The organism is Bacillus sp. GW823-FHT06A11 (genome assembly GCF_058795355.1).
Genome location: NZ_JBXAHS010000003.1, coordinates 238506 through 252724 on the forward strand (window position 1 = coordinate 238506; position 14219 = coordinate 252724).

Here is a 14219-nt window from a genome sequence, read left to right on the forward strand (position 1 = left end):
TTTTATTTATTTCCCCTTAAAACTTTTCAAATAGTACATATTGCTATTGGGTTGACCCAAGAACTTACAATGTACGTAACACAAAGTTAGGTAGGGGGAAAAGTGATGGGAAGTTTACGATTACATATAGAAAATAAAAAAAGAAACCAAGAACGAAGAAATATTTGTTTATATTCAATTGCAAAAACAGTATCACTATTTGGTAGCTCTATTTATAGTTTTACATTAGGATTGTATGTTTTACAAATAACCGGATCTGCGTTAAATTTTGCAATTTCGCTCATATTAGGAACGATTCCAATGATTGTTATGAATCCATTTGCCGGTGTCATTGCTGATAAGGTTGATAAAAAGAAACTGGTTATTTGTATGGATTTACTAAGCGGATGCTTATTAATAACTGTTTATATATTAAGCAGCTATTATGGATTAAACTTATTCATCATTTATACTACTACCTTTCTTATGACAGTATTTACAACTTTTTTTGGAATAGGTTTAGAGGCCGTAAAACCGAATATGGTCACTAAAGAGTGGTTAATGAGTATTAATTCTATAAGTAAAATTATCGATTCTATATCTTTAATTCTAGGGCCTATGTTAGGGGGGATTGTTTTTGCAGTCTTTGATATTAAAATTTTTATAATTATAAACGGTATTTCATTTATCCTTTCGGCTATTTCCATATTATTTATTAACTTTAAATTGTTTGAGCAAAACATAAATGAGGAATGTTCAATTAGAAAAATTAATTTTATTGAAGATATAAAGGAGGGATACTCTTACTTAATGGAGCGGAAAAGCTTAAAAAATACGTTCAGTATTTTAATTTCACTTAATTTCTTCTTAGGGTTTGCTGTAACTGTTCCATTGCCATACATTATTAATACAGTTCTCGATCTTGGTTCTAAACAATTTGGTATGATTCAAGGGACTTTTCCAGTAGGCATGATAATTGGTGCGATTTTAGTAAAAAAGATAACCGATCGTTTTTCTTACGCTTATCTTTTGAAAAAGTTAAGCTTTATGTTGGCGGTTTTTATGATTATTTCAGGAATTCCAGTTTTATTCAAAAGTTTTGAGGTAAATGATTTTGTATACGTTATTACCTATTGTGTTGTTATGTTCTTTTTAGGACTAATTATAGTGCTTATTGATATACCTATAGCTTATTTCATGCAAAAAGAGATTCCTGATGAATATAGAGGGAGGGTTCTCAGCATTGGATTAAGTATAAGTAAAATGATGCTTCCTATAGCAATGGCGCTATCCGGTCTATTATTAAATTATATTCCAGCCTACATGATTACAATTGTAGGGGGAATCTTATATTTAATAGTAATTAAAGTTTCATCGAATTGTTTCATATTAGAAGTTCATTCGAAAGATTATAGCGCTTAGTAGATCTTAGATTATTTATATAAAGGATACTGCTACATTTTTCAAGATAAGAAATGCAAATACTATAAAATGAAAAAATCGGCTGATTTCCCATGAACAATTTTGAAAAGATTACATATTCGTTTTGGAGACTACTTTAAAATTGTAGGTTGAGGGGGATGAATATCGTTCTAAATACAATAAGAAAATTTAACTTTGTTGATTGACCTTCCCCTTACAGGAAGCAGTATATTTAAAATAATTAATTACAGGAGGTGAGTGTTATGCTTTCAATTGGAGAGTTTTCAAAAATATCTCATCTTACAATGAAGACGCTGCGCTATTATGATGAAATTGGGCTTTTAAAACCAGCTTTCATAGACCCTAAGAATGGATATCGCTACTATGATATTTTCCAATTAGAAATAGCTTTATTGATTACTCGATTAAAAACTTATTTATTTTCGCTGGAAGAAATTAAGGATATTTTAGAAAATCGGGAGAAAACTGAATTGCTTAACTCTAAAATGAAAACCAAACAAGAAAATCTAACACAGCAGATAACATATTATTCTTCTTTATTAAAAAAATTAAAGCGTGATATTCAACAATTAGATGAAGAGGAAAGTATCATAGGTTACTTAAATCATATTGAGATTAATCTTGTAAATCACTTAACCTATAATATATCATCTCAGCGAAAACAAATTAATACCGTTGATTTCCTAACACACTTTAATGAGTTGTTTAGTAAAATTTCATTTGAAAATTTATTACCTATTGCAAAACCACTTGCTATTTTCCATAGTTCAGAATATGTACCTGAAAATTATGATGTGGAAATTGCGATTCCCCTTGCAGAAGCCACAAATAAAACAAAAGTGTTTAATCCCGGTCTTTGCGCAATGGCTACGCTTATTGGTTCTTACGAAGAATTACCTTTTATTCATACAAAGCTACACGTTTGGATTGAAGAAAATAACTATAAACTGAATGGAGCTCCGTTTGAAGTTTATAAAACGAATCCTTATAGCACACAGGAGGAGAATAATATCATAGAAGTTTATTTTCCTATAAAATGAATAAAGGAAGGAGCGTATCACAATGTATGGTATAAACCGGCCAACAATAAAAGAAAAAATATTAATTTTAGTTACTGAGATTATCTATCTAATCATTGCGTATTACTTACTTTTCATTACTTATTTCAAACCAGGCATTTCAATAGGGCTGTTTATAGCTTTGATTATCACCGCTTTACGATTAACGGCTATGATGTTTATATGGTTGCCTAGAGGGATTTCATGGCAAGAAGCCATTATGAACAGCATTGCTTTTGGAATTTATTATTTAGGTTTTCCAATCTTAATGATTACTAGTAATCAGGATCCTAATTTAATATTACTTACAATAGGTTGGATATTGTTTTTAGGAGGAAGTATGTTAAACACAGTTTCAGAGCTGCTTAGAAAATCCTTTAAAGACAATCCTGTAAATCAAGGTAAGCTATATACAGGTGGTTTATTTAAATATGCGATTCATATTAATTATCTGGGGGATTGCCTTTGGGTGTTAGGTTTAGCATTTATCGCTAGCAATATTTATAGTTTATTTATACCTCTAGGTCTGTTCTTTGTATTCGTTTTTGAATATATTCCAAAATCTGATGGTTACTTACAGAAAAAGTATGGAGAACAATTTACAGTCTATAAACAGAAAACAAAAAAATTAATACCGTTTATTTGGTAAATCAGTTTCATAAATTATAAAAAGCGCAGGATGCTGATCCTGCGCTTTTCTATCGTAATTCAGCGGTTTTTCTAATGACAATCTTATTAATATCATCTTCTTCATCACCAATAAATAATCCGCGTTCTTTTAAATATGCTTCAAAATATAAATCTGCTTCAGCGCGTTCGTCATATGGCTTTACAGAGAGAACGAAACCTAATTTGTTTTGTTCTTCTAAGTGAGAAGTGGAGATGTAAGCCGGTACATTATGGCGTAAAAAGAGTTCTTTAACTGGAATAATCATATCTTTCATTAATTTCGTTAGCATACCCATTTCAAACTCGAAATTAAAGCGATCTATACTAGATAAATCAGCGAATACTACACCGATAAAACCTGTATTAAATACTTCTTGATATTCTACATCTTCATCATGGCCGCCATAAAAATTCTTTTCGATTAAATAATTTACAAAATAAGCAACGCCATCACTTTGTTCAAATGGTTTCGTTGAAAGAACAAAACCAATTTTCTTTTGTTTATGTAAATACACACATGACATGTATGCTGAAATGTTATGTTCTTTAAATAAAGCACTTGTTGCTCCAGAGAGACCATCTAGTACGTGATGAACAATTTGAAGTTTTTTACGAGCGAAATAATAGGATTTCTTTTGTAACTCCAATGTATCAATAAAGACAGAGCCGATAAAGCCTGTATTTGAAATAATAGGTGATTGCTTTTTTCTTCCTCTGCGCTTTAATGGAGCCATTGTTAAAATCATCCCTTCATGTACGTTTAAAATAAAAAAGAACGTTTGTTCGTATATTTATATTTTACTATTAAAACGCTATAAAGTAAAGGGTTTTTGATGAAAATATAACAAAAAAGACACCTTATAAAAGGTGCCTTAAACGCTGTAAGGGATAGGGTTTACCCTAACTATTTATATTATGATACAGAAACAATCTCTTCTGTATCTTCTACATCTAAATGACAGTCCATAGTACGAACATCTTGATCTTCATGACTTCCGAAATAAATAGTAATTTTCATATGTATCGCTCCTTTATTCTAGGAATACCTAAAATAATTACTAGTAATGTTAATATTTATTATATACCACTTTTTTCATTCCGACAACGTTATATCATTTTTAATTATTTTAAACTATAGAGCACAATTTAAAGAGGTACTTTTTATAGAAAATGGTAAATTTCTAATATGTTATATTTAATATAGAAAAATTCGAGTGTTACTTTTTATGAAAAGGAGAACTATTGATGAATTATAAACAACTACTACTTGATAACTTTGCATTTAAAACTTCATATGTTGCACAATTTGTGCCCGGAATGAGTATAAAAAAAACGAAAGATTATATTGCTGTTGATTGTGGATTACCTGCCGATACATTTAATATCATCACTCTACTAAACAATAATTTAACGGAAGGGATCGAGAAATTATATAAAGAGGTAGAATACTATTATCAAAGAAATTTTCCAATGAGTGTTTGGTTATGGGATGAGGAGCAAGAGCGGGATATAAAAAGTGAGTTAATTAAAATCGGTTTAAAAGAAGTGGAACAGAATATTGCGATGGTAGCAGACTTAAAAACAATTTCCCCAACAATAAACATGCCAGTAAGTTTTACTATTCAACAAGCATCTTCACCTGGACAAATAAATAAATTTGGAGAAACGTTAGCTGATCTATTCGGCACATCAGAAGAAGGTATACATGTACAAGCATTCTATAATCAAATTTCTAATCTTGATATATGTAACAGTGAGAATCTGAAATTATTTTTAGGGTTATATGAAGGTGAAGTCGTAACTGTTGGTTCATTGATATGTTCAAAAGATAGTATTGGTATTTATGACATAGCAACGAAAGAAGGAATGAGAGGACGAGGGTTCGGATCTGCTATGTTCAATTTCCTGCTGCAAGAAGCACATAAATTTAAAAATACGTATTGTGTATTACAAGCTTCACCCGATGGAATCAATATTTATAAAAAATCGGGATTTCAAGCTATCGGCAAAATGACTGTATTGGAAAATCGACATTTAATTGAGTAAATCATTCAAGTTAAATCGTCTTTATATAGGAGCTTATAAATCGTTATGAAAAAGATATATCTCGTTACAATATTTTGTGCCTTTATAGTAATAAGTATCTTTGTTTTTCAGAAAATAAATGAACATAAGTATACTAAAGCTATTAATCAAATCATATAAAAAATATCGCACATAGAGGTGCTTCTGCATATGCGCCAGAACATACAATAGCAGCATATAAATTAGGACAAAAAATGAATGGAGATTATATAGAAATTGATCTCCAAATGACAAAAGATGGGCATTTAGTGGCAATGCATGACGAAACCTTAAACCGTACAACAAATGGTACTGGGCTAGTGAAAGAGCATACATTAGAAGAAATAAAGCAACTAAATGCAGATTCTTTTTTCAACGAAAAATATCCGAACTTAGCAAAGAAAGAATTTGAAAATGCTAAAGTCCCAACATTAACAGAAATTGTTGAAACGTTTGGGCAAAATGCGAACTATTATATTGAAACAAAATCACCTAATGAATATCCAGGAATGGAAGAAAAATTATTAGAAATTATTAATCACTACGAAATACAGGATAAAGTTATTATTCAATCGTTTAGTGAAGAAAGTCTACAAAAGATTCATAGCTTAAATAGTAATATATCCTTAGTACAATTATTACCTTATAAAAAAGCAGTTCAATTAAAAGAATTAGAGATAGAAAAGTATAAAACGTACTGTATAGGTCTTGGTATGAATTACAAATATATTGATTCAGATTATGTAAATAAAATAAAGAAAAACGGATTAGAAGTTCATTCATTTACAGTAAATAATGAAAAAGATATGAAAAAGTTACTTTCATGGGGAGTCGACGGGATGTTTACTAATTATCCGGATCGTTTACATTCAATATTGGATTTGAAAAGTCATGAATAAGAAGTGTTATTCATAAAAGGGAAATTTACACAACCTATATATTAGGGTTATCAATGTAAGATGGCATGTTGCATATAAAAAGAAAATACCAAAAACCGCAACTGGAAGACCTGGCTTGCGGTTTTTTTATTGCTTCGATTTCAGTTTACAAAGTTTGAAGCTAGAAATGTAAATCTATTTAGATGAATTAGCTTCTTATGTATTTGTACTTCGTATCGTTCTAGGTATATGTACAACCCATTAGACGAGTTTTGCATATGATAATAGAAAAGGAGATGTTGCATATTGAAATACCAAACTAGAAACGTAAATAATCTGAATAAATTAGCGGATAATACGAAAGCTGCAGCTTTTAAGTGGTATCAGTACTGTATCGACAATGGAATTGAAGTATTAATTTATGAAACAATCCGTACAGTCGAGCAACAACGTGAATATGTTCGTAAAGGAGCATCACAAACGATGCGCTCATATCACTTAGTAGGACAGGCATTAGATTTTGTTCCAATTCAGTCGAATGGTACAGAAGATTGGAATGGCTATAATAAAGAACCGTGGGCTTCAGCAATTCGTTATGCTAAACAAATTGGTTTTGAATGGGGCGGTGACTGGAAAGGATTTGTGGATAGCCCGCATTTGCAATATAACTACAAAGGGTATGGAACGGATACTTTTGGAAAAGGTGCTCAAAACATAGTGACTCCTCCCACGTCGAATGATAATGTAGGGGTTGCTTATATTAACGGTAGTAATGTAAATTTACGAAAAGGACCTGGTACTGGATATGGCGTTATTCGTCAATTAGGGAAAGGAGAGTCCTACAAAGTATTTGGACAATCAAATGGCTGGTTAAATCTAGGTGGCGATCAGTGGGTTTATAACGATCCATCATACATTCGTTATACGGGAGGAAATGTACCAGCAACTTCACAATCATCAAACGATGGTGTAGGTGTAGTTACTATAATCGCTGATGTATTGCGTGTTCGTACCGGCCCTGGAACAAATTACGGCATTGTGAAAAACGTGTATCAAGGTGAAAAATATCAATCGTTTGGATATAAAGATGGTTGGTATAATGTTGGTGGAAATCAATGGGTTTCTGGTGAATATGTTACGTTTGTAAAGTAAAAATAAGAGCCGTCCTGTTGGGCGGCATTTTATTTTAAATATTCATAGGACGAGCATTCATAATATTATTTGTAATACATAGAGTATAATTTTTCATTCTAATAATCAGAAAGTAATCAAAATGTAATTAATTTCAACTACGCTTTTTATATTTTTTTGATACACTGGCTACAAGGGGGATACCAATTAAGGTGGGTAAAAACCAAAACCATATTGGCGGAAGTAAATTTAAAATGGGAATATGGATGCCGATATTTACTAAAAGTGCGGTGACTGCACCAATATAAGAACCTAGCATACCTCTAATGTGGTGATGGAGCCAATTTTTCCAACGTTTTTTTCGTGCAAGGTAGCCATAAATCGCAAAAGCATAAGAGAAAATTGCTACATAAAATAAATATGCGATTTTATCCCAGTTTATAATGGATAATATAATTGCAGTAAGGGTGATGACCACATAGGATGCATGATATATTTCACCCCATTCCGTATGTTTTCCTTTCTTCTTTTGAGCAACCATCGCTACAATACCGGTGATTAAGCATATTGTCCCAAATAATATGTGGATGGTTAAAAGAATGTTAAAAATGCTCATAATAATTCCTCCTTTTTTATTTTTATAGTATTGCAGTATAGGAGAAAAGTTGAAAAATATAGTTAGTTCGGCTTAATATATTGAAATAAAGGTACTCCTAGAACAAAACCCAATGATTTAAATATTTAGTGAGATGATTATTATGTTAAATGAAGGAGAGACTTCTATGTTTACATCTATTACATATTTACAATCGGGCAATGAGAAACAACAAAAAATATATGATGTTTTGAATAGCCTAAACATAATGGAGGATTTAGCTTTATATAATCCCGTTCTTTGCGGGACAATCCCTATAAGAATTGATACTCCTCAATCTGACTTAGATATTGTAATGGAAGTATATAACTTTGATGTTTTTGAGCAGGAAATGAGATCTTTATATGGTTCTTATGGAGGGTTCAACATAAAAAAGAAAAAAATTAAAGGTACTGAATCGATAAAGGTGAATTTTGAATTCGAAGGTTTTGAATTTGAATTATTTGCTCAACCGAAGCCAGTGCGTAATCAAAATGCATATAGACACATGATAGTGGAACACATGCTATTAATGCAGCATCCCCATATAAGGGAAGAAGTTATTCGCTTAAAGGAACAAGGTTTAAAAACAGAACCTGCTTTTGCTCAAGTATTAAATATTGACGGAGATCCTTATGAAGAACTTATTTTATTAGGGCAGGAAATGAAATTGTGGTAAATAAGATACATAAAAAAAATCCTCCAAAAACAAAAGAGGATTTTTTTTATGCCGTTAACTTCCGAATTAATTCACTGAGCAATTTAATTCCGTTAGTCATTTGTTCTGGAGTAGCATATCCATATGATAAACGAATGTACTGATCTGATTCTTCTTCATAAATACGTCCCGGATTTAAAAGAATTCCTTTTGATAGTGCCTCTGAAAATAGTTTTTTCATCGGAATGTTATGTACAACCTTTAGCCATATAAAAAATCCACCACTAGGAATATCCCATGATGCAATATCTGCACAATATTTATTTAAAGCTCGTATCATTATTTGTCTTCGTTCTTTCAGGTGCTTTCTTACGTTTGCTACATGTTCTTCATAAAAACCTTCATTTATCCATTCAGCAGCTACTCTTTGAGATAAAGAGCTGGATCCATAGTCTGTTTGCATTTTTATATCTGACAATCTATCAATAACAGGTTCTGGTCCGATTATCCATCCAATTCTAAGTCCTGGGCTAAGTGTTTTAGAGAGACTACCAATATATAATACATGTCCATGTTTATCCATCGACTTTAAAGGAGCTGGAGGTGATTCATCAAGCCATAACTCTCGGTAAATATCATCCTCGATGATAGGCAATTGCTCTTTTTCACATATTTTTAATATTTCTTTTCTTCGCTCTTTGGACATCAATATCCCCGTTGGATTTTGAAAACAAGGGATTGAATATAAAATATTATTCTTTTGACTATATTTAATTCGTTTTAATAAGTCGTTAGGTAAAATACCGTGATGATCCATTGATATACCGGATAAATTTATATTTGCTGATTGAAAAACATGAAGTGAATATAAGTAAGAAGGTTGTTCAAGTAAAACAGTTGATTTTCTATGTAAAAGACCAATCGATATTAATTGTAATGCTTGGAGTGCACCAGAGACTATTAATATAGAATCCGGTGATGCATGTATTCCAAATGATTTTACATATTTGCTTATTGCTTCACGTAACGGATAAAAACCTTTTTGTTCTTCGTATCCGAAATAATCTAATTCCTCACTGACGTTTTTTATTATAGATTGCATAGTTTCGAGCGGGAAAAGATGAGGTGCAAGTTCACCTTTACTAAGATGGATAAGCGTTTTATTTGCTTCTGCTTCATTTATTTCTCGCACCATTAACTTACTTGGTTTATGAATACCGGCCTTTACATATTCACTCCAATCGGGCGGGGGATTAGTTGCTAATAATGACCATGTATTATTTGTTACAATTGTTCCTGCTCCGATTTGTCCTTGAATTAAACCATCTGCCATAAGTTCATCTAGCGCATTTATTACAGTACTTCGATTTACATGAAATAATTGTGCTAACTGCCGCTGACTAGGGATTTTACTTCCAATTGGCCATTCTCCGTTTTCAATTTTTTCTTTCATATAGTCTATTATCTGCCGATATTTGGGCACTTTTTTATCGGTTGTCATATAAAAAACTCCTTCGTTAATTTAAAAGATTCAAAGTGGTTGGTTTTTCCGATAAATAACTGGTTGAAGACATTGTATCAACTATTAAATATGATGAAAAGAAATAATTGGTAATTTAAAAATGGTTGGTTTATTAAGGAGGGAGAGAAAACATGCATAATAAAAAATGGGATTTACGCATTATATGTGCTCATGCTTTTACAATTCTTATATGGGGAACTGCTTTTCCAGCAATTCGTCTGGGGCTTGAATCTTATACGCCTGAACACCTTACTTTACTACGCTTATTAATCGCCTCATTTATACTTTTTTTATTTTCATTTATATACAAACTACGACTACCGGATTTAAAGGATATCCCAGCAATTTTTATATTTGGTGCTTTAGGGTTTACTATTTATCACATCGCATTAAATTACGGCGAAAAAACAGTAAATGCTGGATCTGCAAGTTTAATTATTTCAGTCACCCCAATAGTGACGGCAATTCTTGCTTCTGTTTTTTTGAATGACAAAATGAAATTAAATGGTTGGCTTGGTGGTGTAATTAGTTTTGCAGGAATTGCCTTAATTTCATTTAGCCAGGGCGATGCTATTCAATTGAATAGCGGGGGATTATTTATATTATTAGCGGCGATTTCAGAAAGTCTATTTTTCGTTTTCCAAACATCTTACTTAAAAAAATACGGCTTCTTACCATTTACCATATATACAATTTTGTCTAGTACTGTATGTATGCTTATTTTCTTACCCGGAGTTTATCAAGAAATACTAGCAGCTCCTCTTGAAGTTAACTTGAGCGTTATATATTTAGGTGTCTTTCCAACAGTACTCCCGTATATTGCATTGGCCTATATTATATCTCGTGCTGGTGCTTCTGAAGCAACAAGTTCTCTATATTTAACGCCAATAACTGCGTGTTTCATTGCTTGGATATGGTTAGGAGAAGTGCCAACTTTAGTTTCGATAATTGGCGGAGGAATTACTATACTTGGAATTGTGATTGCTCATATACCGGTATTAAGAAAAGAAAAACATAGGAATTTAGCAAATAATCAATCCGTATAATGTAATTCAATAATAATTTTATGATACTTTTTTATATAGTTTCTTTCTTATGTTGATAAATATAATATTTTGTATTTCAGTTAAATATTGTATGTTACATTTTATGTAGTAAGCATTTTAAAAGGAGCTGACAACATAATGAATGGAAAAAGAAAAATTTTCACATGTATTTCTATTGTAGGAATCGGACTAGCTAGTTTTTCTAATTCTAGTTTCGCAGCAAGTGTAACGGACAATTCAATACAAAATTCTATTCCCGTAGTTAATCAACAAGTAGCTGCTGCAAAGGAAATGAAACCATTTCCCCAGCAAGTTAATTATGCAGGTGTTATAAAACCGAATCATGTTACACAGGAAAGTTTAAATGCTTCTGTAAGAAGTTACTACGATAATTGGAAAAAGAAATATTTGAAAAATGATTTATCTTCTTTACCTGGTGGTTATTACGTAAAAGGAGAGATTACAGGTGATGCGGATGGGTTTAAGCCACTTGGAACTTCAGAAGGTCAAGGGTATGGGATGATAATTACAGTATTAATGGCTGGTTATGATTCGAATGCTCAAAAAATCTATGACGGTTTATTTAAAACAGCAAGAACTTTTAAAAGCTCTCAAAATCCTAATTTAATGGGATGGGTTGTCGCAGATAGTAAAAAAGCACAAGGTCATTTTGATTCTGCTACTGATGGGGATTTAGATATTGCGTATTCTCTTCTTCTTGCTCATAAGCAGTGGGGATCTAATGGAACAGTTAATTATTTGAAAGAAGCACAAGACATGATTACAAAAGGTATTAAAGCTAGTAATGTTACAAATAATAACCAACTAAATTTAGGAGATTGGGATTCTAAAAGTTCACTTGATACGAGACCATCTGATTGGATGATGTCACACCTTAGAGCATTTTATGAATTTACAGGTGATAAAACTTGGCTTACTGTTATTAATAATTTGTACGATGTTTATACGCAATTTAGTAATAAGTACTCTCCAAATACAGGACTTATTTCAGATTTCGTTGTAAAAAACCCACCACAACCCGCACCTAAAGACTTCTTAGATGAGTCAGAATATACAAATGCATATTATTATAATGCTAGTCGAGTACCTTTAAGAATTGTAATGGACTATGCGATGTACGGCGAGAAGCGAAGTAAAGTCATTTCTGATAAAGTCTCTTCATGGATTCAAAATAAAACGAATGGAAATCCTTCTAAAATTGTGGATGGTTATCAATTAAATGGATCCAATATTGGTAGTTATCCAACTGCTGTATTTGTTTCACCGTTTATTGCTGCAAGTATAACGAGTAGCAATAATCAAAAGTGGGTAAATAGTGGTTGGGATTGGATGAAGAATAAGAGAGAAAGTTATTTTAGTGATAGTTATAATTTATTAACTATGTTATTTATTACAGGAAATTGGTGGAAGCCTGTACCTGATGATAAAAAAACACAAAATCTAATAAATGATGCAATTTATGAAGGATACGATAATTAATTAAATTTGAGAATGGTTACTGAAGAAAGGAATTAGCATTCGCTAGTTCCTTTTTAATGTTTTGTAAAACATTATCCATTCTAAAATTCGCATAGATATACTTGCTTTTTTCATATACATAGTTATTGATGACTCTATGTTTTTATGAAGGGAGAGTATTTCTTGGAAAAAGTATTATTTTTCGGAGACCCAGGTATTGATGACTCATTTGCCATTATGTATGGTTTACTGCATCCCGAAATTGAAATTGTCGGTATTGTAACCGGATACGGAAATGTTGAGCATATACATGCTGCACATAATGCAGCGTATATTTTACAGTTAGCAAATAGACAAGACATTCCTGTCATTAGTGGTGCAACAAAACCACTTACAGAAGAAATCACTACGTACTATCCTGAAATTCACGGAGCAGAAGGATTAGGGCCCATCCATGTTCCAGAAAATATATTATCTATTCCAATATATAATTTCGGCAGTATTGCTGCGATTCTTATAAAGTACGGAAAAGATTTAACGATTGTTGATGTAGGAAGATCTACCTCGTTAGCAATTGCTTTTAATTTATGGAGTGACTTAATGCTGAATGTAAAAGGAATCTATTTCATGGGTGGTGTCTTTTTAGAAGTAGGAAATGTAACACCATTAGCGGAGGCAAACGTGTATGGAGATCCTATAGCAAGTAAAATTGTTTTCCATCAAGCAAAGAATTTATTAATATTCCCTTTAAATGTAACAAACAAAGCTGTGTTAACAACAAATGTATTTAACTATATTCAAGCTAATACAAAGAATCCATTTCATATGATAATGAAACCCATGTATGATTACTATCTATCCGCATACCAAAAGCTTAATCCATCTATCGAAGGACCTTTGCTACATGATGTGGTTGCAATAAGTGGATTAGTAAATCCAAGTTTTTTTGAATTTGTGCATCGTACAGTAAATGTAGATACATACGGAGATACGAAAGGACAAACATTTGCTGATTTTCGCCCTAGCTCTATATCTGATGGAGCACATATAGCACTAGAAATAGATGAACAAAAATTCATTCAAGATTTTATAAAAATCATGTTATAAGTTGCTGTCGAAAAAGGGAATTATTTCACTACGTTGAATATAAACATACATCCTCTATATAAGGGAGCTTACAATATTGAATGTCCAGTTAAAGGTTGTTACGAGAGAAAATTGGGAAGAGGCATTAAAGCTACAAGTTAAAGGAAATCAGTTGAAATTTGTTCCATCCGTAGCAGTTTCGCTTGCTAAAGTATATATAAAACCAGATGGTGACAATGTAGAGTACATACCATTCGCTATATACGATGGTGACCTTATGGTTGGTTTTGTTATGCATGCTGTTGTAATAGAGACATCGGATATGTATTGGATTAACGGATTTATTATTGATCAATCGCAGCAAGGTAATGGTTATGGAAAAGCAGCATTACAAGAAAGTATTGATATAATAAAAAATACTTTTAAATCGTGTAAAGAAATAAGATTAACCGTACATAAAGATAATATCTCTGCAAAGAAATTATATGAACGATATGGTTTCATATCATTAGGGCAGGAGTATGATGGTGAGCAAGTATATCGTTTATTTGTTTAACTATTAGGAAGTAAAG

Annotated in this window: 13 protein-coding genes and 1 pseudogene; 11 read left to right on the forward strand and 3 right to left on the reverse strand. The window is 31.8% G+C overall.

Annotated elements, in window-relative coordinates; genetic code table 11:
- The first annotated feature begins 105 nt into the window (after positions 1–105).
- The 3 genes from AC1Q8L_RS15355 to AC1Q8L_RS15365 all read left to right on the forward strand — a co-directional run bounded on the left by AC1Q8L_RS15355 (position 106) and on the right by AC1Q8L_RS15365 (position 3129).
- A complete protein-coding gene (locus tag AC1Q8L_RS15355; protein ID WP_000535177.1) occupies positions 106–1401 on the forward strand; it encodes an MFS transporter in 1296 nt (431 codons plus the stop codon).
- 263 nt (positions 1402–1664) lie between these two features.
- A complete protein-coding gene (locus AC1Q8L_RS15360; RefSeq protein ID WP_000948769.1) occupies positions 1665–2462 on the forward strand; it encodes a MerR family transcriptional regulator in 798 nt (265 codons plus the stop codon).
- Between the two features lie 22 nt (positions 2463–2484).
- Complete coding sequence (locus AC1Q8L_RS15365) at positions 2485–3129, forward strand: methyltransferase family protein (RefSeq protein ID WP_000274258.1); 645 nt, start codon at positions 2485–2487, stop codon at positions 3127–3129.
- A gap of 49 nt (positions 3130–3178) precedes the next feature.
- On the opposite strand, the gene AC1Q8L_RS15370 is transcribed toward AC1Q8L_RS15365, so the two are convergent.
- On the reverse strand, positions 3179–3883 hold the full coding sequence (locus AC1Q8L_RS15370) for a hypothetical protein (protein WP_098311759.1): 705 nt from the start codon (positions 3881–3883) through the stop codon (positions 3179–3181).
- A gap of 511 nt (positions 3884–4394) precedes the next feature.
- Here AC1Q8L_RS15370 and AC1Q8L_RS15375 point away from each other — a divergent pair.
- The 3 genes and pseudogenes from AC1Q8L_RS15375 to AC1Q8L_RS15385 all read left to right on the forward strand — a co-directional run bounded on the left by AC1Q8L_RS15375 (position 4395) and on the right by AC1Q8L_RS15385 (position 7243).
- Positions 4395–5195, forward strand: a complete 801-nt coding sequence (locus tag AC1Q8L_RS15375) for a GNAT family N-acetyltransferase (protein ID WP_001107086.1) — start codon at positions 4395–4397, stop codon at positions 5193–5195.
- A 45-nt stretch (positions 5196–5240) separates the two neighbouring features.
- Positions 5241–6112: pseudogene (locus AC1Q8L_RS15380) on the forward strand (glycerophosphodiester phosphodiesterase).
- A gap of 285 nt (positions 6113–6397) precedes the next feature.
- Positions 6398–7243, forward strand: coding sequence for an SH3 domain-containing protein (locus AC1Q8L_RS15385; RefSeq protein ID WP_000877204.1), 846 nt, complete (start codon positions 6398–6400; stop codon positions 7241–7243).
- Positions 7244–7376: 133 nt separating this feature from the next.
- Here the strand turns inward: AC1Q8L_RS15385 and AC1Q8L_RS15390 are convergent, their stop codons facing one another.
- Positions 7377–7838 carry a DUF2306 domain-containing protein gene (locus tag AC1Q8L_RS15390; protein ID WP_000021741.1) on the reverse strand — a complete coding sequence of 154 codons (462 nt, stop codon included), beginning with the start codon at positions 7836–7838 and terminating at the stop codon, positions 7377–7379.
- Between the two features lie 166 nt (positions 7839–8004).
- On the opposite strand from AC1Q8L_RS15390, the gene AC1Q8L_RS15395 reads away from it, so the two are divergent.
- A complete protein-coding gene (locus tag AC1Q8L_RS15395; protein ID WP_000495197.1) occupies positions 8005–8535 on the forward strand; it encodes a DUF4269 domain-containing protein in 531 nt (176 codons plus the stop codon).
- 46 nt (positions 8536–8581) lie between these two features.
- On the opposite strand, the gene norG is transcribed toward AC1Q8L_RS15395, so the two are convergent.
- Positions 8582–10015, reverse strand: coding sequence for an efflux pump transcription regulator NorG (norG, locus tag AC1Q8L_RS15400; RefSeq protein WP_000205601.1), 1434 nt, complete (start codon positions 10013–10015; stop codon positions 8582–8584).
- Between the two features lie 152 nt (positions 10016–10167).
- Between norG and AC1Q8L_RS15405 the strand changes: the two genes are divergently transcribed.
- The 4 genes from AC1Q8L_RS15405 (at position 10168) to AC1Q8L_RS15420 (ending at position 14203) form a co-directional block, all read left to right on the forward strand.
- Positions 10168–11082, forward strand: a complete 915-nt coding sequence (locus tag AC1Q8L_RS15405; protein ID WP_000551607.1) for a DMT family transporter — start codon at positions 10168–10170, stop codon at positions 11080–11082.
- Between the two features lie 138 nt (positions 11083–11220).
- On the forward strand, positions 11221–12582 hold the full coding sequence (locus AC1Q8L_RS15410) for a family 8 glycosyl hydrolase (protein ID WP_001013589.1): 1362 nt from the start codon (positions 11221–11223) through the stop codon (positions 12580–12582).
- Positions 12583–12744: 162 nt separating this feature from the next.
- Complete coding sequence (locus tag AC1Q8L_RS15415; RefSeq protein WP_098311761.1) at positions 12745–13668, forward strand: nucleoside hydrolase; 924 nt, start codon at positions 12745–12747, stop codon at positions 13666–13668.
- 76 nt (positions 13669–13744) lie between these two features.
- On the forward strand, positions 13745–14203 hold the full coding sequence (locus tag AC1Q8L_RS15420) for a GNAT family N-acetyltransferase (protein WP_001102684.1): 459 nt from the start codon (positions 13745–13747) through the stop codon (positions 14201–14203).
- Positions 14204–14219: the final 16 nt, after the last annotated feature.

Excerpts from the sequence above, each read along its gene's own strand:
- AC1Q8L_RS15355 (WP_000535177.1), top strand. The coding sequence starts at position 106 with ATGGGAAGTTTACGATTACATATAGAAAATAAAAAAAGAAACCAAGAA.
- AC1Q8L_RS15360 (WP_000948769.1), top strand. The coding sequence starts at position 1,665 with ATGCTTTCAATTGGAGAGTTTTCAAAAATATCTCATCTTACAATGAAG.
- AC1Q8L_RS15365 (WP_000274258.1), top strand. The coding sequence starts at position 2,485 with ATGTATGGTATAAACCGGCCAACAATAAAAGAAAAAATATTAATTTTA.
- AC1Q8L_RS15370 (WP_098311759.1), bottom strand. The coding sequence starts at position 3,883 with ATGGCTCCATTAAAGCGCAGAGGAAGAAAAAAGCAATCACCTATTATT.
- AC1Q8L_RS15375 (WP_001107086.1), top strand. The coding sequence starts at position 4,395 with ATGAATTATAAACAACTACTACTTGATAACTTTGCATTTAAAACTTCA.
- AC1Q8L_RS15390 (WP_000021741.1), bottom strand. The coding sequence starts at position 7,838 with ATGAGCATTTTTAACATTCTTTTAACCATCCACATATTATTTGGGACA.
- AC1Q8L_RS15395 (WP_000495197.1), top strand. The coding sequence starts at position 8,005 with ATGTTTACATCTATTACATATTTACAATCGGGCAATGAGAAACAACAA.
- norG (WP_000205601.1), bottom strand. The coding sequence starts at position 10,015 with ATGACAACCGATAAAAAAGTGCCCAAATATCGGCAGATAATAGACTAT.
- AC1Q8L_RS15405 (WP_000551607.1), top strand. The coding sequence starts at position 10,168 with ATGCATAATAAAAAATGGGATTTACGCATTATATGTGCTCATGCTTTT.
- AC1Q8L_RS15410 (WP_001013589.1), top strand. The coding sequence starts at position 11,221 with ATGAATGGAAAAAGAAAAATTTTCACATGTATTTCTATTGTAGGAATC.